Annotated in this window: 23 protein-coding genes and 1 riboswitch; of the genes, 7 read left to right on the plus strand and 16 right to left on the minus strand. The window is 69.0% G+C overall.

Annotated elements, in window-relative coordinates:
- Positions 1-30 precede the first annotated feature (30 nt).
- From lnt to MMB92_RS07155, 8 genes are all read right to left on the minus strand, one after another.
- Positions 31-1,731 (minus strand): apolipoprotein N-acyltransferase, encoded by a 1,701-nt coding sequence (gene lnt / locus MMB92_RS07120; protein WP_006497374.1) that lies wholly within the window; start codon positions 1,729-1,731, stop codon positions 31-33.
- A gap of 52 nt (positions 1,732-1,783) precedes the next feature.
- Positions 1,784-2,671 (minus strand): transporter associated domain-containing protein, encoded by an 888-nt coding sequence (locus tag MMB92_RS07125; protein ID WP_006487531.1) that lies wholly within the window; start codon positions 2,669-2,671, stop codon positions 1,784-1,786.
- A 294-nt stretch (positions 2,672-2,965) separates the two neighbouring features.
- On the minus strand, positions 2,966-3,115 hold the full coding sequence (locus tag MMB92_RS07130) for a hypothetical protein (RefSeq protein WP_020979429.1): 150 nt from the start codon (positions 3,113-3,115) through the stop codon (positions 2,966-2,968).
- Between the two features lie 43 nt (positions 3,116-3,158).
- Positions 3,159-3,791 (minus strand): gamma-glutamylcyclotransferase, encoded by a 633-nt coding sequence (locus tag MMB92_RS07135; protein WP_006486595.1) that lies wholly within the window; start codon positions 3,789-3,791, stop codon positions 3,159-3,161.
- A gap of 12 nt (positions 3,792-3,803) precedes the next feature.
- Positions 3,804-4,580, minus strand: coding sequence for an rRNA maturation RNase YbeY (gene ybeY, locus MMB92_RS07140; protein WP_006497372.1), 777 nt, complete (start codon positions 4,578-4,580; stop codon positions 3,804-3,806).
- Between the two features lie 151 nt (positions 4,581-4,731).
- Complete coding sequence (locus MMB92_RS07145) at positions 4,732-5,778, minus strand: PhoH family protein (RefSeq protein ID WP_006486600.1); 1,047 nt, start codon at positions 5,776-5,778, stop codon at positions 4,732-4,734.
- 29 nt (positions 5,779-5,807) lie between these two features.
- Complete coding sequence (miaB, locus tag MMB92_RS07150; protein ID WP_277562616.1) at positions 5,808-7,181, minus strand: tRNA (N6-isopentenyl adenosine(37)-C2)-methylthiotransferase MiaB; 1,374 nt, start codon at positions 7,179-7,181, stop codon at positions 5,808-5,810.
- Between the two features lie 214 nt (positions 7,182-7,395).
- Positions 7,396-8,328: a LysR family transcriptional regulator gene (locus MMB92_RS07155; protein ID WP_059504496.1), complete on the minus strand. Its 933-nt coding sequence runs from the start codon at positions 8,326-8,328 to the stop codon at positions 7,396-7,398.
- A 147-nt stretch (positions 8,329-8,475) separates the two neighbouring features.
- On the opposite strand from MMB92_RS07155, the gene MMB92_RS07160 reads away from it, so the two are divergent.
- From MMB92_RS07160 to ribB, 3 genes are all read left to right on the plus strand, one after another.
- Positions 8,476-9,651 carry an MFS transporter gene (locus MMB92_RS07160; RefSeq protein ID WP_006497370.1) on the plus strand — a complete coding sequence of 392 codons (1,176 nt, stop codon included), beginning with the start codon at positions 8,476-8,478 and terminating at the stop codon, positions 9,649-9,651.
- Positions 9,652-9,870: 219 nt separating this feature from the next.
- Positions 9,871-10,560: an XRE family transcriptional regulator gene (locus MMB92_RS07165; protein ID WP_006489265.1), complete on the plus strand. Its 690-nt coding sequence runs from the start codon at positions 9,871-9,873 to the stop codon at positions 10,558-10,560.
- Between the two features lie 188 nt (positions 10,561-10,748).
- Positions 10,749-10,897, plus strand: a riboswitch (FMN riboswitch).
- Between the two features lie 118 nt (positions 10,898-11,015).
- Positions 11,016-11,726: a 3,4-dihydroxy-2-butanone-4-phosphate synthase gene (ribB, locus tag MMB92_RS07170; protein ID WP_006489272.1), complete on the plus strand. Its 711-nt coding sequence runs from the start codon at positions 11,016-11,018 to the stop codon at positions 11,724-11,726.
- Between the two features lie 70 nt (positions 11,727-11,796).
- On the opposite strand, the gene MMB92_RS07175 is transcribed toward ribB, so the two are convergent.
- The 5 genes from MMB92_RS07175 to MMB92_RS07195 all read right to left on the minus strand — a co-directional run bounded on the left by MMB92_RS07175 (position 11,797) and on the right by MMB92_RS07195 (position 16,797).
- Positions 11,797-12,483 carry an HAD family hydrolase gene (locus MMB92_RS07175; protein WP_034178337.1) on the minus strand — a complete coding sequence of 229 codons (687 nt, stop codon included), beginning with the start codon at positions 12,481-12,483 and terminating at the stop codon, positions 11,797-11,799.
- Positions 12,484-12,671: 188 nt separating this feature from the next.
- Positions 12,672-13,658: an inositol 2-dehydrogenase gene (iolG, locus tag MMB92_RS07180; protein WP_034201393.1), complete on the minus strand. Its 987-nt coding sequence runs from the start codon at positions 13,656-13,658 to the stop codon at positions 12,672-12,674.
- 38 nt (positions 13,659-13,696) lie between these two features.
- Positions 13,697-14,524, minus strand: a complete 828-nt coding sequence (locus tag MMB92_RS07185; protein ID WP_080323169.1) for a TIM barrel protein — start codon at positions 14,522-14,524, stop codon at positions 13,697-13,699.
- Positions 14,525-14,563: 39 nt separating this feature from the next.
- The gene (locus tag MMB92_RS07190; RefSeq protein ID WP_060263645.1) at positions 14,564-15,589 is read right to left on the minus strand and encodes a hypothetical protein; all 1,026 of its coding nucleotides are present in this window, start codon (positions 15,587-15,589) and stop codon (positions 14,564-14,566) included.
- A 143-nt stretch (positions 15,590-15,732) separates the two neighbouring features.
- Complete coding sequence (locus MMB92_RS07195; protein ID WP_006497363.1) at positions 15,733-16,797, minus strand: LacI family DNA-binding transcriptional regulator; 1,065 nt, start codon at positions 16,795-16,797, stop codon at positions 15,733-15,735.
- Positions 16,798-16,971: 174 nt separating this feature from the next.
- Between MMB92_RS07195 and MMB92_RS07200 the strand changes: the two genes are divergently transcribed.
- The 3 genes from MMB92_RS07200 to MMB92_RS07210 are packed head-to-tail and all read left to right on the plus strand — an operon-like array spanning position 16,972 to position 19,654.
- A complete protein-coding gene (locus tag MMB92_RS07200; RefSeq protein WP_080323170.1) occupies positions 16,972-18,054 on the plus strand; it encodes a fatty acid desaturase family protein in 1,083 nt (360 codons plus the stop codon).
- 36 nt (positions 18,055-18,090) lie between these two features.
- Complete coding sequence (locus tag MMB92_RS07205) at positions 18,091-18,399, plus strand: non-heme iron oxygenase ferredoxin subunit (RefSeq protein ID WP_006491266.1); 309 nt, start codon at positions 18,091-18,093, stop codon at positions 18,397-18,399.
- A gap of 4 nt (positions 18,400-18,403) precedes the next feature.
- Positions 18,404-19,654, plus strand: coding sequence for an FAD-dependent oxidoreductase (locus tag MMB92_RS07210; RefSeq protein ID WP_277562617.1), 1,251 nt, complete (start codon positions 18,404-18,406; stop codon positions 19,652-19,654).
- Positions 19,655-19,714: 60 nt separating this feature from the next.
- Here MMB92_RS07210 and MMB92_RS07215 read toward each other — a convergent pair whose 3' ends face one another.
- From MMB92_RS07215 to glpD, 3 genes are all read right to left on the minus strand, one after another.
- Positions 19,715-20,431, minus strand: coding sequence for an MIP/aquaporin family protein (locus tag MMB92_RS07215; RefSeq protein ID WP_006484467.1), 717 nt, complete (start codon positions 20,429-20,431; stop codon positions 19,715-19,717).
- Positions 20,432-20,512: 81 nt separating this feature from the next.
- The gene (gene glpK / locus MMB92_RS07220; protein ID WP_006497360.1) at positions 20,513-22,015 is read right to left on the minus strand and encodes a glycerol kinase GlpK; all 1,503 of its coding nucleotides are present in this window, start codon (positions 22,013-22,015) and stop codon (positions 20,513-20,515) included.
- 104 nt (positions 22,016-22,119) lie between these two features.
- A complete protein-coding gene (gene glpD / locus MMB92_RS07225) occupies positions 22,120-23,643 on the minus strand; it encodes a glycerol-3-phosphate dehydrogenase (protein WP_124675366.1) in 1,524 nt (507 codons plus the stop codon).
- Positions 23,644-23,805: 162 nt separating this feature from the next.
- On the opposite strand from glpD, the gene MMB92_RS07230 reads away from it, so the two are divergent.
- Entirely contained in the window at positions 23,806-24,174 is a 369-nt protein-coding gene (locus MMB92_RS07230; RefSeq protein ID WP_012492423.1) for a hypothetical protein, read from the plus strand.
- The last annotated feature ends 91 nt before the right edge of the window (positions 24,175-24,265 follow it).

Consider the following 24,265-nt stretch of genomic DNA (forward strand, 5'->3'; position numbering starts at 1 on the left):
GGCCGCCGCGCGCGGCAGCGGCCCGCTGCATCATGCCGCTTCGTCGTCGCCGGGCTTGCGGCCGTTGCGTCGCCGCAGCCCGGGCCCGAACGTGAAGCCGAACGCGAGCAACACGAGCGACACCGCGAGCACGATATTGTTGCCGCTCGTCACGTACGGCGTGAAGCCGCTCGTGCCTTCGATCCGCACGTCGAGCGAGCCGATCGTGAACGGCTTCAACTGGCCGAGCACGCGGCCGTGCGCGTCGATCGCGGCCGTCATCCCGGTGTTGGTCGAGCGCAGCATCGGCCGGCCCGTTTCGAGCGAGCGCATCCGGGCGATCTGCAGGTGCTGGTCGAGCGCGATCGTGTCGCCGAACCACGCGAGGTTCGTGACGTTGACGAGCACGCCCGGCGGCTGCGGGTTGTCGCGGATCGTCGCGGCGATTTCCTCGCCGAACAAGTCCTCGTAGCAGATGTCGGCCATCACCGGCTGGTTGTGCACGAGGAACGGCTTCTGCACGGGCGCGCCGCGCGCGAAGTCGCCGAGCGGCATCTTCATCAGGTCGACGAACCACCGGAAGCCCCACGGAATGAACTCGCCGAAGGGCACGAGGTGGTGCTTGTCGTAGTGATAGATGTCGCGCGAGTTCGGCGTCACGCCGTACAGGCTGTTCGTGTAGTCGACGTAGTGGCCGTCCTCGGTCACCGACGCGCCGACCGCGCCGAACAGCACGGCCGAGCCGGTCGTGTCGCTGAACTTGCGGATCGCGACCGCGAACGGCTCGGGCAGCTCCTGGATCATCACCGCGATCGCGGTCTCGGGCGTGACGATCAGGTCGGCCGGCTTCTCGACGATCATCTGCTGATACATCTTGATCGCTGCGTCGATGCCTTCCTGCTCGAACTTGATGTCCTGCTTCACGTTGCCCTGCAGCAGCCGCACGGTGAGCGGCGCGTTCGCGGGCACGGTCCAGGTGACCTGCGACAGTCCGAGGCCGGCCGCGACGAGCGCGACGGCGATGCCGGCCGGCGCGGCGACGCGCACGCGGGCGTTGCCGCCGGATGCGCCGGCTCCGTTGTCACGCACCGGCGACGGACGCGCGGCGACGAGCGCCTGCACGACCAGTGCGGCGAACAGCGCGAGCACCCACGCGATCCCGTACACGCCGACCACCGGCGCAAAGCCGGCGAACGGGCCGTCGACCTGCGGGTAGCCGCTGCCGAGCCACGGAAAGCCGGTGAACACGGTGCCGCGCAGCCATTCGCCGAGCGCCCACGCGCTCGCGAACGCAAACGCGCCGTGCCAGGTCGGCGAGAACGGCCGCGGGTCGGGCGCGCGGCGATGCCACGCATGGCCGGCGCAGAACGACCACAGCCCGGCCGAGAATGCCGGGTATAGCGACAGGTACAGCGAGAACAGCACGAGCGCGCCGCCCGCGAGCGGCGCGGCCATCTCGCCGTACACGTGCATGCTGATGTAGAGCCACCAGACGCCGCTGATGAAGTTGCCGAAGCCGAACGCGCCGCCGGTGAGCGCGGCACCGCGCCAGCTCGACGTGCGCGTCAGCTGTGCGAAAAACCAGACGAATACGACGAGCTGCAGCCAGCCGCCGTGCGGCGTGGGCGCGAAGCTGAGCGTATTGGCGGCGCCGGCGAGCAGCGCGGCCGGATAATGCCAGCGCGGCAGCGCGCGGCCGGGGGCCGGCGCGAGAAGGCCGCCAGCCGGGCGGGACGGGATCGGATCGTCCATGTGAAGCGGAAGTGGGCGAGCGGTTGAAGGAGGCGCGGCTGGCGCGGAACGGTCAGTCTTCGTGCGAGGTTTCGGCGCGACGGCTGGCGAGCGGGTTGCGGCGCACCAGCAGCACATGAACCTGGCGCGCATCGCCGCGCTGGATTTCGAACGCGAGGTTGCCGAGCTGCAGCTTCTCGCCGCGGTGCGGCACGCGTCCGAAATGATGGGTGATCAGCCCGCCGATCGTGTCGACTTCGTCGTCGGGGAAATCGGTGCCGAACACCTCGTTGAACTGTTCGATCTCGGTGAGCGCACGCACGCGGTAGCGGCCGTCCGGCCCCGCGATGATGTTGCCGGCTTCCTCGTCGAAGTCGTATTCGTCCTCGATGTCGCCGACGATCTGTTCGAGCACGTCCTCGATCGTGATCAGGCCCGCGACGCCGCCGTATTCGTCGACGACGATCGCCAGGTGGTTGCGGTTCACGCGGAAGTCGTGCAGCAGCACGTTCAGGCGCTTCGATTCCGGAATGAACACGGCCGGGCGCAGCATCCCGCGCACGTCGAACTCTTCCTCGGCGTAGAAGCGCAGCAGGTCCTTCGCGAGCAGCACGCCGATCACGTTGTCGCGGTTCTCCTCGTACACGGGGTAGCGCGAGTGCGCCTTTTCGAGGACGAACGGGATGAAATCCTCGGGCTTGTCGGCGATGTTGATCGCGTCCATCTGCGCGCGCGGCACCATGATGTCGCGGGCGCACAGATCGGATACCTGGAACACGCCTTCGATCATCGACAGCGAATCGGCGTCGATCAGGTTGCGTTCGTGGGCGTCCTGGAGGATTTCCAGCAGCTCGCCGCGGGATTCGGGCTCGGGCGAGATGAAGTCGGTCAGGCGCTCGAGCAGCGAGCGCTTTTCTTGCGGTTTGTCGGTTGACTTACGACTGGGATACGAATCGTTCATGGTGGTGCGCCCGGGTCATGCCGGGGCGCGCGGTCACGGAGTAGGCAAGGATACACCAAGGGCACGACGCGACCGTGTCAACCCGGCCGCACGGCCAGGATGGGCGGCTCGCGCGGGCCCGCTCGCGGACGGCCGCGCCCGGCGCGACGTCGTCCTCGGGTCCATCCTAGCGCAGAAAGAGCCGGCGGGGCGCGGCGGCAAAAAAACGGCGGCGGCAAGGGCGGCGCGGCCCGACGCGGGACATCGGTCGTGAGCGCGGCATTCTGCCGCAGGCGGGCGCCGCCGGCGCGCGGTTCAGAACCGCATGCCGGCCGAGCAGCCGCCGGCGGCCGCGCCGTTGGTCGCGGCGCCGCCGCAGCCGAGGATTCCGCAGCCGGACAGCGCGACGCCCGCGGCGACGAGCAGCGCGGCGATCCTGCCGCGCGACCAGTTTGACGGTTTCATCGGGGATGTCCTCGTTCGGATGCGCGGGCGGCGTGGTGTCGCATCACCGGCATCGCGCCAGCAGCCCTTCCAGCGCGCGGTCGGGGATGCCGCTCGCGCGCAGCGCGTCGACCGTGCGGCTCACGTAGTCGAGCGTCGTGCCGTAGCGGCCGGCCGCGCAACTGAACACTTCCTTCACGACGGGATCGGTCAGCTTGCCCGTATAGGTCGGTGCATCACGGCGCATCACGAACGCGAGCGCGTTCACGCGTTCGCCGGTCTCGAGCGAGCACGGCAGCCACGCGGGCCGGTACGAGCCCATCGGCATCTCGCGCTTCCACAGCGTCTCGAGATGCGGCTGCGCGGTCGGGCCGGAGAGCCGGAACGCGATGCCCGAGCACGAGCCGCCGCGATCGAGCGCGAGCACGAGGCCCGGCCGTTCGGGGGTGCCGCGGTTCACGCGCGACCACAGGTAGAGCCCGCGGTGATAGCCGTGCACCTTGCCGCGTACGGCGGCGACGGTCGGCAGCCCGGGGTTCCAGATCAGCGAGCCATAGCCGAACAGCCACAGATCCTGCCGGCCGTCCCAGTCGCGCATCGTATGCGCGAGCGACGCCGCGAGCTCGTCTTCCGTCAGCAGACGGCCTTCGCCGATCGACGGCGGGTAGGCGGGCGGCAGCATCGCGGCGTTACGCATCGGGCGGACGGCTTACTGGTACGGGTTCGGGAAACCCAGTTTAGCGAGGATGTCGACTTCGAGCGCTTCCATTTCGGCCGCGTCCTCGTCGCTGGTCTCGTGGTCGTAGCCCTGCGCGTGCAGCGCGCCGTGCACCAGCAGGTGCGCGTAATGGGCCATGAGCGGCTTGCCCTGGTCGTGCGCTTCCTTCTCGACCACCGGGCAGCACAGCACCAGGTCGCCGATCACGGTGCCGTCGGGCGCCGCGTCGTACGCGAAGGTCAGCACGTTGGTCGGATAGTCCTTGTGGCGGTAGCCGGCGTTCAGCGTACGGCCTTCGTTCTCGCCGACGAAGCGCACGGTGAGCTGCGCGCTCGCGAACAGCGCCGGCTCGAGCCATTCGGCGATCAGCTTGCGCTTGGGGAGCGTCTTGCGCACGTCGCTCGTGATCTCGTCGCCGTACTGCACCGACAGGTCGAGTTCCAGCGCGCGCGGCTCGTCTTCCGGATCGTCCTCGCGCGGCGCGAACTCGGCGCCGACGTGCAGCGTCACGCTGTCGTAATGCTCGGGTTGCAGCGCGAGCTTCGCGCGCATCGCCGGATCGTTGTGCTGCGCGACGATCGCGACGGCCGCGTCGCCCGAGCTGCCCGACAGGTCGAACATCAGGCTGCGGCCGTCCGGGAAGTCGATCCGCAGCCCTTGCGCGTTGACGGTGCGGGCTTTGCCCTTCGCGTCGAACAGCGAAAGGCGGGGGGATTCGGACGCGGCGGACTGGGCGCGACCGGACTTGCGGGAACGGGAGGATTTCATGACGCGTGCGGCGATTGGGACGCGTTGAGGATACACCAAACGGCCGATCGCGCCCGAATTCGGCCGGGCTGCGCGCGGGTGAAAAAAAGCCCGGCGCGCCATGACGGCGGGCCGGGCCGGCAGGCCTGGGGCAGCGCACGGGCGCCGCCGCTCAGCCGTCCTGGTGCTGCGCGTGGAATTCGTCGTACGCCTCGACGATGCGCGCGACGAGCGGATGGCGCACCACGTCCGCGCTCGTGAAGCGGGTGAGCGCGATGCCGCGCACGCCGCCGAGCACCTGCTGCGCCTCGACGAGGCCGCTCTTGTGGCCGCGCGGCAGGTCGACCTGGCTCGTATCGCCGGTCACGACCGCCTTCGAGCCGAAGCCGATCCGCGTGAGGAACATCTTCATCTGCTCGGGCGTCGTGTTCTGCGCCTCGTCGAGGATGATGAACGCGTGGTTCAGCGTGCGGCCGCGCATGTACGCGAGCGGCGCGATCTCGATCATCTGGCGCTCGAACATCTTGGCCGTCTTGTCGAAGCCGAGCAGGTCGTACAGCGCGTCGTACAGCGGACGCAGGTACGGGTCGACCTTCTGCGCGAGATCGCCGGGCAGGAAGCCGAGCCGCTCGCCGGCCTCGACGGCCGGGCGCGTCAGCACGATCCGCTTGACCTGGTCGCGCTCGAGCGCGTCGACCGCGCACGCGACCGCGAGGTAGGTCTTGCCGGTGCCGGCCGGCCCGATGCCGAACGTCACGTCGTGCGACAGGATCTGCTTCAGGTATTCGCGCTGAGCGGGCGTGCGGCCGCGCAGGTCGGCGCGCCGCGTGTAGAGCTTCGGCGCCGGCTCTTCGTCCGGCTCGTCCGCGTCGAGCTGCACGACCGGTTCGTCGAACGGATGATCGGGGTCGCCGCGAAAGCGCACGTCGAGCGTGTCCTGGCGGCCGTTGCCGGCCGTGTGGCGCACCTCGACCAGCGCGAGCTGGATGTCGTCGACCGACAGCGGATCGCGCGCGCGGTTGTAGAAGTTTTCGAGCGCGGCGAGCGCGAGCTTGGCGCCGCGCCCGCGGATCGTGATCCGGTGGCCGCGCCGCGCGAGCGTGACGTCGAGCGCCTGTTCGATCTGCCGCAGGTTCTCGTCGAGCGGGCCGCAGAGGTTGGCGAGGCGCGCGTTGTCGTCGCGCGGGGCGGTGAATTCCAGTGCTTGGACGGTCTTCAAAGTAGCGTCGGGCTCCTGTCGGGCGTCAATCAGTGGGTGGCCGCGCTCGCGTCGTCGCTGACGATCACGAGCTCGCCGCGCAGCGAGTGCGGGTACGCATGGTTGATCTTCACGTCGATCATCTGGCCGATCAGGCGCGGGTGCGACGCGAGCGGCGCCGGGAAATTCACGACCCGGTTGTTCTCGGTGCGGCCCGCGAGTTCGTTCGGGTCCTTGCGCGACGGGCCCTCGACGAGGATCCGCTCGACCTTCCCGACCATCGACTGGCTGATGCGCGCGACGTTCTCCTCGATCGTCGCCTGCAGATGTTGCAGGCGTTTGAGCTTCACGTCGCGCGGCGTGTCGTCGGCGAGGTTCGCGGCCGGCGTGCCGGGGCGCGGGCTGTAGATGAACGAGAAGCTGGTGTCGTAGCCCATCTCGTGCACGAGCGCCATCATCTTGTCGAAATCGTCCTCGGTCTCGCCGGGGAAGCCGACGATCATGTCGGTCGACAGCGACAGGTCGGGGCGGATCGCGCGCAGCTTGCGGATCACCGACTTGTATTCGAGCACCGTGTAGCCGCGCTTCATCGCCATCAGGATGCGGTCGGAACCGTGCTGGACCGGCAGGTGCAGGTGGTTCACGAGCTTCGGCACCTTCGCGTAGGTGTCGATCAGGCGCTGCGTGAATTCCTTCGGATGCGACGTCGTGTAGCGGATCCGCTCGATGCCGGGGATGTCGGCGACGTATTCGATCAGCGTCGCGAAATCGGCGATCTCGGACGAGCCGGCCGCCAGCGCGCCGCGGTAGGCGTTCACGTTCTGGCCGAGCAGCGTGACTTCGCGCACGCCCTGGTCGGCGAGGCCGGCCACTTCGGTCAGCACGTCGTCGAGCGGGCGCGACACTTCATCGCCGCGCGTGTACGGCACCACGCAGTAGCTGCAGTACTTCGAGCAGCCTTCCATGATCGACACGAACGCGCTCGGCCCCTCGACGCGCGCGGGCGGCAGGTGGTCGAACTTCTCGATTTCGGGGAACGTGATGTCGACCTGCGCGCGGCCGCTCACGCGGCGCGCGTCGATCATCTGCGGCAGGCGGTGCAGGGTCTGCGGGCCGAACACGAGGTCGACGTACGGCGCGCGCGACACGATCGACGCGCCTTCCTGGCTCGCGACGCAGCCGCCGACGCCGATCAGCAGGCCGGGCTTCGCTTCCTTCAGCTCGCGCACGCGGCCGAGATCGGAGAACACCTTTTCCTGCGCCTTTTCACGCACCGAGCACGTGTTGAACAGGATGATGTCCGCGTCTTCCGGCGTGTCGGTCTTTTCGAGGCCTTCGGCCGCGTTGAGCACGTCCACCATCTTGTCCGAGTCGTACTCGTTCATCTGGCAGCCGAAGGTCTTTACGTAAACTTTCTTGGTCATGGGGATTCGCCGTTCGCAGTGGTTGACCTGGGGGCGTCGTCAAGGGTGAGTCGGGACGGCCGTGCGCGGCACGCGAATCGCGCGCACGGACAGGAAAGGCCGTCGGGAAAGCCTTCCATTATAGCTTTTCATGCCAAGACGGACGGGCGGCCGGTTGCGGACGCGCGACGCCGGTTTTTCGCGTTCCGACCCCGGAGTGGTGGTGGCCCGGCCGTCAGCGACACGCGTTCAGCAGGTCGTCGAGCGCGGCTTCCTCACGGGCGAAGCGCTCGGCGAGAAAGTCGAGCAGCACGCGCACGCGCGGCGCCATGTAGCGCTTGCTGTGATAGATCGCGTGCAGCGGCGCGTCCTGGTGGCGCCAGTCGGGCAGCAGCACGCGCAGCCGGCCCGCGCGGACGTCGTCGGCGATGTCCCACAGCGACTTCAGCGCGATGCCGTGGCCGCGCAGCGTCCATTCGCGCGTGAGGCCGCCGTCGTTGGTCTCGAACGCGGTCGACACCGGCACCGTGTGGATCTGCACTTCGTCGCCGCGCGTGAAATGCCAGGTGTTCATCGGACCGGACGCGATCGTGATCACGTTGCACGGAAAGCGGGCCAGATCGTGCGGATCGGCCGGCACGCCATGGCGCTCGACGAACGACGGCGCCGCGCACAGCACGCGCCGGTTGGTCGCGAGCCGGCGGGCGATCAGCGCGCCGTCGGGCGGCGCGGCGAAGCGGATCGCGAGGTCGATCTCGTCCTGCCACAGGTTCGACGACGAATCGGACGCCGTCAGCGAGAACGTGACGCCCGGATGCAGCGTCGTGAATTCGTGGAGCCAGTCGAGCAACTGATGGCGGCCGAAATCGGACGTCGACGACAGCCGCACCTTGCCGCTCACGACATTGCGGCCTTCCTGCAGCATCGCGTCCGCGTCGTCGAGCGCCTGCAGCGCCTGGCGGCAGCAGTTCAGGTACAGCTTGCCTTCGTCGGTGAGCCGCAATTGCCGCGTCGAGCGTTCGAACAGCCGCGTCGCGATCTTCGCCTCGAGCTTCGCGAGCCGCGCGCTCGCGGCGGCCGGCGTGAGGTTCAGCTTGCGCCCGGCGGCGGACAGGCTGCCCAGCTCCGCCGCCTCGACGAACAGCCGGATGTCGCCCAGTCGGTCCATGCGATTTTCCAGAAATATTTGAAAATGGTTCAAATGCCACGCCAATTATCAAATATAGGCGTCTTCGGGACAATGCGCGCACACCCCGCTTTTTTGTGCGGTGCGGCACCGATCGGGCGCCGCGGCCGCCGCCTTCCGGAGAACGTCATGCCCATTCCGTTACTGGCGCTCGCGATCAGCGCCTTCGCCATCGGCACCACCGAATTCATCATCATGGGCTTGCTGCCCGAAGTCGCGCACGACCTGGCCGTGTCGCTGCCGTCGGCCGGCCTGCTCGTCACCGGCTACGCGCTCGGCGTCGCGGTCGGCGCGCCGCTGCTCGCGGTGCTGACGAGCCGCATGCCGCGCAAGGCCGCGCTGCAGTTGCTGATGGCGATCTTCATCGTCGGCAACGTGCTGTGCGCGACCGCGTCCGGCTACGCGATGCTGATGGTCGCGCGCGTCGTCACGTCGTTCGCGCACGGTTCGTTCTTCGGCATCGGTGCGGTGGTCGCCGCGTCGCTCGTGCCGGCCGACAAGCGCGCGAGCGCGATCGCGCTGATGTTTACCGGACTCACGCTGTCGAACGTGCTCGGCGTGCCGTTCGGCACGTTCGTCGGCCAGTTGCTCGGCTGGCGCGCGTCGTTCTGGATCGTCGCCGCGCTCGGCGTGCTGGCGCTCGGCGGCGTGGCCGCGCTGGTGCCGAACCGCCACGACAGCGGGCCGGTCGGCCTCGGCCACGAAGTGCGCGTGCTGAAGGAGCCGCAGGTGTGGCTCGCGCTGCTGATGACCGTGCTCGGCTTCGGCGGCGTGTTCGTGGTGTTCACGTACATCGCGCCGATTCTCGAGACCGTGTCGGGCTACTCGCCGCGCGCGGTCGCGCTGATCCTCGTGCTGTTCGGCGCGGGGCTGACGATCGGCAATACGATCGGCGGCAAGCTCGCCGACCGCGCGCTGATGCCGTCGCTGATCGCGATCCTCGTCGCGCTGATGGCCGTGATGGCCGTGTTCGCGAAGACGAGCCACCTGCCGGTCGCGGCGGCCGTCACCGTATTCGTCTGGGGGATCGCCGCGTTCGCGACGGTGCCGCCGCTGCAGGCGCGCGTGGTCGAGAAGGCCGCGAGCGCGCCGCATCTCGCGTCGACGCTGAACATCGGCGCGTTCAACGTCGGCAATGCGGGCGGTGCGTGGCTCGGCGGCCTCGCGCTGGAACACGGCTTCGCGCTCGATGCGCTGCCGTGGGTCGCGGTCGCGGTGACGTTCGCGGCGCTGATCGTCACGTGGCTCGCGATGCGGCTCGACGCGCGCGGCCCGGCCCGCGGCGCCGCGCCGGCGGCGCAGTGAGCGTCGGCCCCGGCGCGCCGACGGCGACGCCATAGCGGCAGGAAAAGGTTCGCGAGAAACGCATTCCTCCGCGATGCTGATAACGGTGTGAAGATAACTTCGTTTGCCCGTGCCAGGCCGGGTGATAGCGTCTCGATACGCGCCAATGACCGGCGCAACCCGATTCCGATTCCGGCTTATCCCCTACGCAGGGCCGCGCGGCGGCCCGGAGGCAATGCTATGTCTTCATCCCTGGCGCTCGTGCGCGACGTGTCTTCCTTCGAGTCCGGCCATGCCGCCGACCTGCGCGCGTCCGCGTCGCTCGACGTGCTCGAGCAGGTCGTCGGCGTGAACCTCGCGCGCTTGCGCGCCGAGCGGCAACTGTCGCTCGATGCGCTCGCGCGGCTGTCCGGCGTGTCGCGCGCGATGCTCGCGCAGATCGAATCGGCGCGCAGCGTGCCGTCGATCAAGGTGCTCTGCAAGATCGCCGCGGCGCTGAAGGTATCGGTCGCCGCGTTCCTGCGGCGCCACGCGGTGAACGGTTTCGAGCACCTGGCGGCCGAGCGCGCATCGCGCGTCGTCAGCTCGAACGGCCGTTTCTCGGCGCGTGCGCTGTATCCGGAAGGCGAGCCGGCCGCGGCCGAATTCCACGAGCTGCGCATCGCGCCGCTGCATACGGAGCCCGGCGCGCGTCGCGCCCCCGGCACGACGGTCAACCTCGTCGTCAGCGAAGGCACGCTCGAAGTCAGCGTGCACGATCGCCGCCAGTTGCTCGCGACCGGCGACGCGATCGTGTTCGATGCCGACCAGCCGTACAGCCTGCGCAACCCGGGCGACAGCGAAGCGCGGGCGTTTCGCGTGACGGTGAGCCCCGAGGTGCCGCCGCGCTGGCTTGTGCCCGACGCGGCGCACACGGCGGCCGCCAACTGATCGCGCGGGTGCGCGCGGCGCGACTGCGCTCCCGGATTCTCGCGGGATCGCGGGCGGGTGCGTCGGCCGTTCGGACGATGCCGTTAGACAGGGTCGTCAGTAAGGTTTTACCGGTAGTGGGCTGCGCGTCGCGCGCGGCTGTTGTATGCTTGGCCCGCCGGTGACGGGGCGTTCCCGTCCGGCAATCAGTGCGTCTTCAGGGCGGGGCGAAATTCCCCACCGGCGGTAGGCTGGCGTAAGCCGGCGAGCCCGCGAGCGCCCGCGCATCCGCGCGGGGTCAGCAGATCTGGTCGAATGCCAGAGCCGACGGTCACAGTCCGGATGAGAGAAGATGTGCAGATAGTCATGTCCGTCAGGGCCGCTTCGCGCTGCGTGCGAAGCGGGTTGTCGTTCTGTCTGTTTGCAATGCCCTGAAACGTTTTTCGCCCAAATCGTATTTGCGAGGAGCGTTTCACATGTCCTTGATGTCCGTTTCGTCGGCGCCTGCCGACGCCTTTGCCGATCTCCCGTTGCTGGATTCCGAACCGGTGCCGCCCCGCATCGCCGCTGCGCTCGACGCGATGCGCGCAGGCCGCGCGGTCGTGCTGCAGGACGACCACGACCGCGAGAACGAAGCCGACCTGATCGTCGCCGCCGAGCGCATCACGCCCGAGACGATGGCGCTGTTGATCCGCGAGTGCAGCGGCATCGTCTGCCTGTGCCTGACCGACGACACGGTGCGCGCGCTCGAGCTGCCGCCGATGGTGCAGACCAACGAAAGCCGCAACGGCACCGCGTTCACCGTCTCGATCGAGGCGCGCGAAGGCGTGCATACCGGGGTGTCGGCCGCCGATCGCGTGACGACGATCCGCGCGGCGATCGCCGACGGCGCGAAGCCGCACGACATCGTGCGCCCCGGCCACGTGTTTCCGTTGCGTGCGCAACCGGGCGGCGTGCTGGCGCGCCGCGGTCATACCGAAGGCACGGTCGACCTGTCGATCCTCGCGGGCCTGAAGCCGGCCGGCGTACTGTGCGAGCTGATGAATCCGGACGGCACGATGACGCGCGGCGACGATGTCGAGCGCTTCGCGCAGCGGCACGGGCTGCCGATGCTGACGATCGCGGAACTCGTCGAGTTCCGCGAGGCGCTGGCCGCGGCGCGCGAACGCTGCTGCGAGCCGGCCTGAGCGAAGGAAGGCGGGCGCGTACGCGCGCCCGCGGCATGGCCGGATCGACCCGGTCCGGCCCGAATGACGATCAGGACTGCACGTCGCCGAATTCGCCGCGCATGCCGGCTTCGACGAGCGCCGGCAGTTCGTCCATCCGGCGCATGATCCGCGTGATGCCCATCGCGCGCAGCGCGTCCGCGTAGTTGTCGGGGATGTGGCTCGCGCCGACGAACGCGATCGTCTTCATCCCGGCCGCCCGCGCGGCATTCAGCCCCGAGATGCTGTCCTCGACGACGACGCAGCGCGCCGGCTCGACGCCGAGCGTGTGCGCCGCATGCAGGTAGACGTCGGGGTAGGGCTTCGGCCGCGCGACCTGTTCGGAACTGAACACGCGCTCACCGAAGATCTCGGTGAGCGACGCGCGCTTCAGCGAATTGCGCACGCGCACGAGCCGGCTGTTCGACACGACGGCGGCCGGCAGCGTGACCTTCAGCAATGCGTCGCGCACGCCGCTGATCGGTGCGAGCGATTGCGCGAGCGCGATTTCGATGTTGTGCTCGATGGTTTCGATGAAGTTGGCGGGCATCTCGATGCCGAAGCGGGATTCGATGCCGGTGAGGAAGCGCGACGTCTGCTGGCCGAATGCCGACTTCGCGGCGGCTTCGAAATCGAGGTTGGGGAACGTGGCGGACAGCGTGTCGAGCAGCACGCGGTCGGCGATGACTTCGCTGTCGACGAGCACGCCGTCGCAGTCGCAGATGAGGTGATCGAGCATGGTGATGAAAACGCGGGATATCGGCGACGCCGATCGATTCGCCATCATACGTGCTTTCATGCGCCTGCCGCGCGACGTGGCGGCAAATTTGCCCGATGCGGCCGTGCTACTGCGGCAACGCGTGCCCGAGTGCCGCCGGTCGTGCGGCTGCGGCGACCCGGTTGCGCGGGCCGCCGCCGTTCACGGCGTCACAGCGCGATCACGCGCCCCGTTTTCCACGACGTCATCGCGGCTTCGGCCAGCTCGAGCGCGGCGAGCCCGTCGTCGATCGTCGTCCGGACCGGCGTGCCGTCGCGCAGCGCGTCGACGAAGTGCGCGATCTCGGCCGCGTACGCGTGCCGGTAGCGTTCGAGGAAGAACGGCTCCGGCACGTCCGTCGCGATGCCGCCCGCGAGCCAGGCGCTCACCTCGGTCGGCCGCACGTTGCCGGCCTGCAGCATCCCTTGGCTGCCGAGCAGCTCGAAGCGCTGGTCGTAACCGTAGGCCGCGCGCCGCGACGTGTTGATCTGGCACAGCAACCCGCGCCGCGTGCGGATCGTCACGGCGGTCGAATCGATGTCGCCCGCGTCGTGCACGGCCGGATCGGTCAGGCAACTGCCCGTCGCGTGCAGCGTCTGCGCTTCGTCGCCGAGGATCCAGCGGAACACGTCGAAGTCGTGGATCAGCATGTCCTTGAAAATGCCGCCCGAGCTGCGAATGTAGTCGGCGGGCGGCGCGCCCGGATCGCGGCTCGTGACGACCAGCATTTCCGGCGCGCCGATCTCGCCGCGCTCGACGCGCGCCTTCAGCGCCGCGAAGGTCGGGTCGAAGCGGCGCTGAAAGCCGATCATGCAGGTCACGCCGGCGCGCCGCACGACGTCCGCGCATGCACGCGAGCGTTCGACGGTGAGGTCGACCGGTTTCTCGCAGAACACCGCCTTGCCCGCGTTCGCGGCGGCGACGATGAGATCCGCGTGCGTGTCGGTGCTCGACGCGATCACGACAGCCTGCACCGACGCGTCGCCGAGCGCGCGCTCGATGTCGGCGACCTGCGCGCCGTGCGTGCGGGCGAGCGCTTCCGCCGACGGCGCGTGCCGGTCGATCACGTATGTCAGTTTCGCGCCCGGCTGGCGCGCGAGATTCGCCGCGTGGATCTTGCCGATGCGGCCCGCGCCGAACAAAGCGAATTCGATCATTCCGTTCTCCGGTGGATTGCGTTGTTTTGCCGATGTGCTCAGCGATCCGCCAGTGCGCCGCGCACGTAGTTGATGCTCGCCCGCAGCCGGTCTTCGATGTCGTTGGCTTCGGCGATCTCGCTCGCGAACGGCTCGAACGACAGCGCGCCGCGGTAGCCGCGCGCGAGCAGTTCGCGCAGTTGCGGGATGTTGCCGAGCCGGTCGGCGCCGCCGACCAGCACGCGGTGGCCGTCGCGCATCCGCTCGATCGGCAGGTCGGCTTCCTCGACGCCCGAGATGTGCACGAGGCCCGTCAGGTTCGGGAAGAAGATGTCCTCGCCGGCGAGATGATGGTGGAACGTGTCGTGCACGAGCCGGAACACCGGCTCGCCCGCCGCCGCGTAGATGCCCTTTACCGCGTCCGACTTGCGGCGCAGCGCGCATTCCTCGAAACCGAGCGGCTCGATGAAGCCGAGCAGGCCGCGGGCCGCGAGGATCGGCTTCAGCGCCTGCAGCGCCGTCACGAGATCCGCGTGGCGGGCGTCCGCGCTGCGCGTGTCGGCGCGGCTGTTGGTCGGGCACAGCACCAGCGCACGCGCGCCGCATTGCGCCGCGTAGTCGGCCAGCGCGGTCGCCTCGTCCGCGCGCTCGGCGTTCCACTGCTCGAAGCGCTGCAGCGCGTTGATCGTCAGGATCGTCACGCCGCCGGCCTCGGCGGTTGCGCGCACGGCGGCGGCCGGCGTGCCGTCGGCGAGCTCGACGCCGTCGAGATCGTTGCGGATCTCGATCGTGTCGACACCGAGGCGCCGGCACAGCGCGACGTAGCGGTCGAACGGCAAGCGCGGCGCGCTCATCCGGTTCAGCGAAAAGTGGCAGGCTTGCGTCATCGTTCTGTCCTTGGAGCTTGAGTGGGGCGTGGGGGCGAATCAGGTGCCGGCATGCGCGGCGAATGCTTGCCACGTGTCGCGCAGCCATTGCGCGCACGCGACGTTGTTGTCGAAGATCGAATAGCGTGCGCCGCCGCCGTAGTCGGGAAACGGGATGAACTCGCAGCTGATCTGCTCGAGTCGTGCCGGCTGCGCGGGAGCGGGAGCGTGAACCTCGGCCTGCGCTTGCGCGTGCAGCAACTGGCGCAGCGCGGCTTTCCACGGATCGAGCGACGCCGCACGCCATTCGCCGTGATAGGCGCCCGGCGCGGGTTCGACGAACGGGTACTGGATACCGCGCCCGGGCCGGCCGTCCGCGCGGCGCATCCAGCGGTTGGCGGGATTGTTCGGCGTCACGCTGCGCGCATGCGCATGCCGGACCCAGCCGCGCGCGATCCAGTCGGTGTAGATCGCGGCGGGCGACGCCGGGTCGAGCATCGCGCAGCCGCCGTCGGCCGATTCGCGCAGCCCCGACGCGTCGAGCTCGGCGCGGTTGCCGATCTTGAACAGCAGGTGCGAATGATCGAGCGTGATCCGGAACGGCGCGCCGGCCTCCTCGACCAGCCGCGCGACGCGCGCCACGCGGGCGACATCCTCGCTCCACATGTCGACGTGCACTTCGAGGCTCGGCAGGCAGCCGACCGGCTCGCCCGATGCGTAGGCGCGCAGGTAGAAATCGGCGACTTCGCGGTCCGACAGCGGATGGCCGTCCGCGTGATGCGCGAACAGCTGGCAGTTGAGCACCGTGCTGCCGAAGCGCGCGCCCGCCGCGACGATCTCGGCGACATGCGCTTCGTCGCGGCCGGCGCACCAGATGCCGCCGATCACGCGAATCGGCAGCGCGTGGCGGTCGACCAGCGCGAAATACGGCGACAGGTCCTCGCCGCGTACCGGGTTCTTTTCGATGTAATCGAACACGCCGGCGCCGGCGATCATCCGAAAGCGTTCGGCGGGCGTTGGCGCCGGCAGCCCGTCGTGTTCGAGCACGCCGTCGAGGTTCACGCCGATGAGGATCGGTTCAGCCATCGTCTCCTGTCCGTTGTCGGTTATCGATGGCTGACCAATGTACGGAGGCGCGGCGCGACCCGCATGACAAACGTTGGCGAAAAATCGCCAACGCGACGGTCGATTTTTTCGCCGCGAGCACGCGGCCCGCCGCGCGGCGCGATTCACGGCTGCAGGTACGCGCTCGTCCTCACGTTCGCCGGACAGAACACGCGGAATTCGACCGGATCGTCCGGCGGCGGTTGTTCGACGATGCCGCATGCATGCAGCACGTGCTGCAGCGCGGAAATCGCCTGTCCGTCCGGATCCTGGTCGATCGCGAGATCCATCGCGCCGGCTTCGATGAAGGCGCGATGCTGGTCGATCATCTCGTGGCCGATCCACACGACGCGCCCGATCGCGCCGGCCTTGCGCAGCGCCGCTTCGATGCCGGCCGAACCCGCGCCGCTGTTGTAGATCGCGACCACGTCGTCGTGCGCCTGCAGCGCCTTCGACACCGCGCGGTAGCAGCGGTCGTCCTGGTCGAGCGTCTCGACCGGCGCGTCGTCGCAGCGCACGGCGGCGAACGCGTCGGCGAGCTGGTCGCGGCAGCCGGCCATCCGGTCGACGTGCGCGCGGTAGCCCATGCGCCCGCCGAGCAGCAGCACGCGGCCGGGGCGCGCCGCGAGGCGGCCGATGTAGTAGCCGGCCGTGCGCCCGGCGCGATAGTTGTCGATGCCGGCGAAGTGCGTGCGGTCGATGCCGCCGATGTCGGTGACCATCGTGACGACGGTCTCGCCCCGCGCGATCGCGCCGGCCAGCGCGTCGCGCACGCGGGCCGTGTCGTGCGCGGTGACGATCAGCGCCGCGCGCCGGTACGCGGGCCGTTCGATCAGCGTCGCGGCGCGCACGTCGTCCGCGGCGGGCAGGATCGTCCGGTGCACGACCACGCGCCGGTCGAGCATCTGCAGCGAGCGCTGCAGCGCCTGCTGCAAGCGTCGGAAGAATGGCGCGTCGGTGTCCGGCAGCAGCACGTCGACGTGGATCAGCCCGTGCCGCGTGTCGGGCAGCTGCCGCGGCACGCCGAGCTGCCGCGCGGCCGCCACCACGCGTTCGCGCGCCTGCGCGGAGACGCTGCCGCGCTCGTTCAGCACGCGGTCGACGGTGGTCGTGCTGACGCCGGCGAGCGCCGCGATCTCGTCGAAGCGCGCGGTGCGCTTGCGCCAGCGCGGCCCGGATTCACCTGCCATGGTCGTCTCCATCGTGAGGGTCGCCATCGATCGCGTGGCGTTGTCGGGAACGCTAAAGCGGTGGCGAAATTTCGTCAACGTTTCGATTGAGGCGGGGCGGCCGCTCGCCTAATTTCGTTCCTATGGCGAAGCGCTTGCCGCGCTTCCCCCGCACAAGAACCCCAGGAGACAGACGTGGCCCAACCCGACGACCCGGCACGCGAACCCACGGCGGCGCGCCGTCAGGCATACCGAATGATTGGCGGCGCCGGCGAGCGCGCGCACGCGGCCGGGCTCGTCAACGCCGCGTGGTACCGCTGCGCGGTGCCGCGGCCGCTGATGAAGCAGTTGATGCAGCGCGGCGATGCGCGTGCGATTCGCGACACGCTGATCTGGTACGCGGCGATTGCAATCAGCGGCGTGCTCGCGTGGCTGGCGTGGCGCGCGCATTCGACGTGGGCGATCCCCGCATTCTTCGTGTACGGCACGCTGTACTGCAGCCCGGCCGATTCGCGCTGGCACGAATGCGGGCACGGCACCGCGTTCCGCACGCGCTGGATGAACGACGTGCTGTACCAGGTCGCGTCGTTCCAGGTGTTCCGCCGCGCGACTGCCTGGCGCTGGAGCCATGCGCGCCATCACACCGATACGCTGATCGTCGGGCGCGATCCGGAAATCGCCGCGCCGAAGCCGACCGACTGGCTCACGCTCGCGCTGAACGTCGTCGCGCTGAAGCACGTGGCCGGCGAACTGCGCAAGATGATCGCAGTGTCGTTCACCGGCCGGCTCGACGACGAGGAACGCACCTACGTACCTGCATCGGAATGGCCGAAGGTCGTGCGCGAGTCGCGCATCCATCTCGCGATCTACGCACTCGTGACGGGCGCGGCGCTCTACTGGCACACGATCCTGCCGCTGCTCTACATCGGGCTGCCGAGCCTCTACGGCGCGTGGCTGTACCTGTATTTCGGCCTCACGCAGCACGCGGGCATGCCGGAGAACGTGCTCGATCACCGGCGCAATTGCCGGACCGTGATGATGAATCCGGTGTTCCGCTTCCTGTACTGGAACATGAACTATCACGTCGAGCACCACATGTTCCCGATGGTGCCGTTCCATGCGTTGCCGAAGCTGCATGAAGCCGTGAAGGCCGACATGCCGCCGCCGTACCGCAGCACGCTGGCCGCGTACGCGGAGATCGTGCCGGCGCTGGTCCGGCAGACGCGCGACCCGTCCGCTTGCGTCGTGCGGCCGGTGCCCGATGCCGCGCGCGCCTAGCCGTTATCCAATATCCCGACGAAGGAGACACACACCATGACGCAATGGATCGACACCGGCGCGCTCGACGATATCGACGATGAAGACGTCGCACGCTTCGACCACGGCGGCCGCACGTACGCGATCTACCGGATCGACGGCCACGTGTATGCGAGCGATGGCCTGTGCACGCACGAGCAGGTGCATCTCGCGGACGGGCTCGTGATGGATCACGTGATCGAATGCCCGAAGCACAACGGCCGCTTCGACGTGCGCGACGGCCGGCCGCTGTCGGCGCCCGCGTGCGAGAAGCTGCGCACGTACCGCGCGAAGATCGAAGACGGCCGCATCCTGATCGAGGTATGACGCAATGAACAGCGACCGGGTGATGGCGATCGTCGGTGCGGGCCATGCGGGCGGCCGCGCGGCGCAGGAGCTGCGCGCGTGCGGCTGGCGCGGGCGCATCGTGCTGATCGGCGCGGAGCCGCATCCGCCGTACGAGCGGCCGCCGTTGTCGAAGGGCGTGCTGACGGGCGAGCGCAGCGCGGCGCAATGCCGGTTGCGCGATGCGCAAGCCTGGGCGGCCGATCGCATCGAACGGATCGTCGCGACCGTCGAGCGCATCGAACCGCACGCACGCGAAGTGCGGGTGTCCGGCGGGCACGTGTTCGGCTACGACGCGCTGCTGCTGGCCACGGGCGGCCGTGCGCGTCGCCTGGCCATCCCGGGCGCGGCGCTCGACGGGGTATTCGCATTGCGCACGCTCGACGATGCGGCGGTGCTCGGCGCGCGGCTCGTGCCCGACGCGCGGATCGTGCTGATCGGCGGCGGCTTCATCGGTCTCGAAGTCGCGGCGTCGGCGCGGCAGCGCGGCTGCCGCGTGACCGTGCTCGATGCGGCGCCGCGGCTGCTCGGCCGCGCCGTGCCGGCAGCCATCGCGACGCGCGTGCATGCGCTGCACGACGAGCAGGGCGTGGCGATTCGTCTGAACCGGACGCCGGTGGCGATCGAGCGGACCGCGGGCGGGGCGCTGGCCGTCGTGCTCGACGATGGCGACACGCTGATCGCCGACACGGTCGTGGCCGGCATCGGCATCGAACCGGCCGACGAGCTGGCGCGCGACGCGGGCCTCGCGGTCGAGCGCGGGATCGTCGTGAATGCGCAGCTCGAGACGTCGGCGCGCGGCATCTACGCGGCCGGCGACGTCGCGGTGTTTCCGAGCGCGCTATCGGGCCAGCCGGTTCGGCAGGAGACGTGGCACGGCGCGGAGACGCAGGCGCACGTCGCCGCCCGCAACATGCTAGGTGCGGGCGAGCCGTATCGCGATACGCCGTGGTTCTGGTCCGATCAATACGATGCGCAGTTGCAGGTGGCCGGGGAGCCGGCGCTCGGCACGCAATCGGTCGCGCGCGTGCTCGGCGACGATGCGGAAATCCATTTCCATTTCGACGCGCGCGCGCGGCTCGTCGCGGCGAGCGGCTTCGGCCGTGCAGCGGGATTCGTGAAGGACATGCGCGTGGCGAGAATGCTGGTCGAGCGCGGGACCGACGTGACGCCGGCGGCGGTCGCGGACGTCGACGTGAAGCTGAAATCGCTGGTGACGGCCGTGAATGACCGGTAGAACGACGCAGGGGCGTGAAGCGCGCGGCAGTGCAGGCCGCGCGCTTCGTTCAAACCGCGATCAGATCGTGGTGTGCAGGTGCAGATACAGGCCGGCCGCCGCGGCGCCGCCCAGCAGCGGGCCGACGACCGGCACCCATGCATAGCGCCAGTCGCTGTCGCGCTTGCCGGGAATCGGCAGCAGCGCATGCATGATGCGCGGCGACAGGTCGCGCGCGGGGCTCATCGCATAGCCGGTCGGGCCGCCGAGCGAGATGCCGATGCCGAGCACCAGCAGGCCGACGGGCAGCGCGTCGAGTGCGCCGAGGCCGACCTGCGGCGACGCGAGATACAGCACGCCGAGGATCAGCACGAACGTGCAGATCGCTTCGGTCAGCACGTTGTGCGTTACGCTGCGGATCGCCGGCGCCGTGCAGAACACCGCGAGCTTCAGGTCCGCATCGGCTTCCTTCGCGAAGTGCTGGCGATACGCGAGCCACACGAGCAACGCGCCGGCCATCCCGCCGAGCATCTGCGCGAGGACGTAGCCGCCGACTTTCGACCACGCGAACTTGCCCGCGAGCGCGAGGCTGATCGTGACGATCGGGTTCAGGTGCGCGCCGCTGAACGACGCGGTCACGTAGACCGCGACGAATACCGCCATCGCCCAGCCCATCACGATCACGATCAGGTCCGCGCCTTTGCCCTTGGTCTTTGCAAGCAGCACGTTTGCGACCGCGCCGTTGCCGAGCAGCACGAGGATCGCCGTGCCGATGAATTCTGCAATGTAAGGTGACATGATTGTCTCTCGTATGTCACGGCGGACTCGCGCGTCGCGCGGTCCGCCGGTGTTGTTGTATGTCGTCCGGACTGATTCGGATTACTGGGCGTCGTCGGCCCATGCCTTCGCGGCGCGCACCGCCCGCTGCCAGCCGGCCATGCGCTGCTCGACCTGCTCCTTCGGCATCGACGGTGCGAAGCGGCGATCGAGCTGCCACTGGTCGCGCACTTCGTCGAGGTTCTTCCAGTAGCCGATCGCGAGGCCCGCGAGGTAGGCCGCGCCGAGCGCGGTCGTCTCGGTAATCTGCGGGCGCACGGCATCGACGCCGAGCAGGTCGGCCTGGAACTGCATCAGCAGGTCGTTCGCGCTCGCGCCGCCGTCCACCCGCAGCTCGCCGATGCTGATGCCCGAATCGGCTTCCATCGCGGCCAGCACGTCGAGCGACTGGTACGCGATCGCATCGAGCGCCGCGCGCGCCAGATGCGCGGCGCTCGTGCCGCGCGTGACGCCGAACACCGAGCCGCGCGCCCGCGCGTTCCAGTGCGGCGCGCCGAGGCCGGCGAAGGCCGGCACGAGATACACGCCGTCGGTATGCGGCACGCTGGCGGCGAGCGCCTCGATTTCCGCGGCCGTCTTGATGAGGCCGACGCCGTCGCGCAGCCACTGCACGACCGCGCCCGCGATGAAGATGCTGCCTTCGAGCGCGTACTGTACGTCGTCGCCGATCTGCCAGGCGATCGTCGTGACGAGGTTGTTCTTCGATTCGATCGGCTTGTCGCCGGTGTTCATCATCAGGAAGCAGCCGGTGCCGTAGGTGTTCTTCACCATGCCCGACGTCGTGCACATCTGGCCGAACAGCGCCGCATGCTGGTCGCCGGCGATGCCCGCGAGCGGAATCTTCGATGCGAACACGGTGGTCTTCGTGTGGCCGTAGATTTCCGATGACGCCTTCACTTCGGGCAGCATGCTGCGCGGGATGTCGAGCAGTTCGAGCAGCTCGCTGTCCCACTCGCGCGTATGGATGTTGAACAGCATCGTGCGCGACGCGTTGGTCACGTCGGTCACGTGCAGCTCATGCTTCGTGAAGTTCCACACGAGCCAGCTGTCGACGGTGCCGAACGCGAGCTTGCCCTGGCGCGCCTTGTCGCGCGCGCCCGGCACGTTGTCGAGGATCCAGCGGATCTTCGTCGCGGAGAAGTACGAGTCGATCGGCAGGCCGGTCTTCGCGCGCACCTTCGCTTCGAGGCCCTGCTTCTTCAGCGAGTCGCAGAAGTCGGCCGTGCGGCGATCCTGCCAGACGATCGCGTTGTAGACGGGCTGGCCCGTCTCGCGATCCCAGACGATCGTGGTTTCGCGCTGGTTCGTGATGCCGATCGCGGCGATCGACGTGCCGTTCAGGCCCGTGCGCGTGACGGCTTCCGCGGCGACGCCGGCTTGCGTCGACCAGATTTCCTGCGGGTCGTGCTCGACCCAGCCGGGTTGCGGGTAGATCTGTTCGAATTCCTTCTGGGCGATCGATACGATATTGCCCTGGCGATCGAACAGCATCGCGCGGGAACTCGTGGTGCCCTGGTCAAGCGCGAGGATGTACTGGTCCTGCATGTCTCTCATCTCCATCCGTGGATTGGCTTAGTTGTGATGCGCGCCGCATGTGAGCGGCGCGTCGGTGAGTCAACGTCGGTCAGGCAACTGCAACTGCATTCGGATCAGGCGTGCGGCGCATGCGCGGCGGCGAACCATGCGTCGACCGCGGCGGTCACGGCGTCGAGCGTGCCGGGCGCGACGTGCAGCCCGAGCTTCGAGCGGCGCCACAGCACGTCCTGCGCGCAGGTCGCCCATTCGGCGTCGCGCAGGTAGCGGAGTTCGGCATCGTGGATGCCCGGCGCGATTTCGGCGCCGAGATCGGCGAGCGACTTCGCGTCCGCCACCACGCGCTCCGCACGCGTGCCGTACGCCCGTGCATAGCGGCGCGCGAGCGCGGCGGGCAGCCACGGGTGGCGTTTCGCGAACGCGCTGGCGAACCCGTCGAACTTCGCGTCCGCGATGTCGCCGCCCGGCAGCGCGACGCCGGCCGTCCAGGTCTTCGCGTCGCGGCCGAGCGCGCGGCACAGCATGTCGCCGGCTTCTTCCGCGAGCTTGCGGAACGTCGTGATCTTGCCGCCGAACACCGACAGCAGCGGCGCGCCCGCGCCGTCGTCGAGTTCAAGGCGATAGTCGCGCGTGACGGCCGATGCGTTCGCCGCGTTCTCGTCTTCCAGCAGCGGGCGCACGCCCGAATAGGTCCAGTGCACGTCTGCCGGCGAGATCTTGCGCTTGAAATAGCGGTTGATCGAATCGCACAGGTACTGCGTCTCGTCGCGATCGATCGCGACCTTCGCCGGATCGCTCGTGTATTCGACGTCGGTCGTGCCGATCAGCGTGAAGTCGTGCTCGTACGGAATAGCGAAGATGATCCGCTTGTCCGGGTTCTGGAAGATGTACGCGTGATCGTGATCGAACAGGCGGCGCGTGATGATGTGGCTGCCCTTCACGAGCCGCACGCTGTGATGCGCGCCGCGGCCGAGCGCGCCGTGCAGCACGTCGCCGACCCACGGGCCGGCCGCGTTTGCGATCGCGCGCGCCTGCACGACGCGGATCGAACCGTCGGCCTGCTGCAGCCGCGCTTCCCATTCGTCGCCGCGGCGTTCGGCGGACACGAGCTTCGTGCGCGTCAGGATCTCGGCGCCGCGCTCCTTCGCGTCCATCGCGTTCAGCACGACGAGGCGGGCGTCGTCGACCCAGCCGTCGGAATACACGAAGCCGCGCTTGATGGAGTCGATCAGCGGCGCGCCGGCCGCATGGCGGCGCATGTCGATGCCGCGCGAGCCGGGCAGCAGCTCGCGTTTCGCGAGGTGATCGTAGAGGAACAGGCCGATGCGGATCAGCCAGGCCGGGCGCAGGTTCGGCATGTGCGGCATCACGAAGCGCAGCGGCCACATGATGTGCGGCGCCGCGCGCAGCAGCGTTTCGCGCTCCTGCAGCGCCTTGCGCACCAGTCCGAACTCGTTGTACTCGAGGTAACGCAGGCCGCCGTGAATCAGCTTCGTGCTGGACGACGACGTATGCGACGCGAGGTCGTCCTGCTCGCAGAGCATGACCGACAGGCCGCGGCCGGCCGCATCGCGCGCGATCCCCGCGCCGTTGATGCCGCCGCCGACGACGAGCAGATCGTAGCGATTCGGTTGGGTCACCTGCTGTCCTTATCGTCTGTTGAAATGGGGCGAACATGAAATGTTCGAATTCGAAATTTAACGAACGGAATCGAAAAAGTAAAGTTCGAAAAAGCGGGGCCAGTAGCGCGCGACACGATCCCGGACGATACTGGCGGAATCGACCGTTTCGCGAGGTGAATCATGCGTATTGGGATGTGGGTCGGCGTGTGCGCCGTCCTTCTGGCGGGGTGCGGCGCGGGTATGCCGCCGCTCGCCGGCAACTGGCGGGCGCCGTCGTTCGTCGACCTGCAGACGTCGTGCGGCGGCGCGGCGCGCGACTGGGGCGCGGACGCGCAGCCGGTCTACTCGACGCTGTACGACGCGTACGTGGCGAAACGGTATCGCGGGCTGACCGAAGCGAACTATTGTGCGTTCGTAAACGAACTTTCGACCCACTATGTGGCGCCTGACGCGGCGGCACGCGCCGGCTGGATCGCGTATTTCAACGGGGCGCGTGCGCAGGCCATCAGCTGGCGGGCGGCGGTCGATCCGACGCTGCGCGGCGGTTGAGGCCGACGGCGACGAACGGGCAGGCGGGAGGCAGGAACGACCGCGCGGCCGATTCCGGCCGCGCGAGCAGGTTCAGGTCAGGGAACGGCGG

Origin of the sequence: Burkholderia sp. IO2, from assembly GCF_029522185.1 — a bacterium.
In the GTDB taxonomy this organism is placed as follows: domain Bacteria; phylum Pseudomonadota; class Gammaproteobacteria; order Burkholderiales; family Burkholderiaceae; genus Burkholderia; species Burkholderia cenocepacia.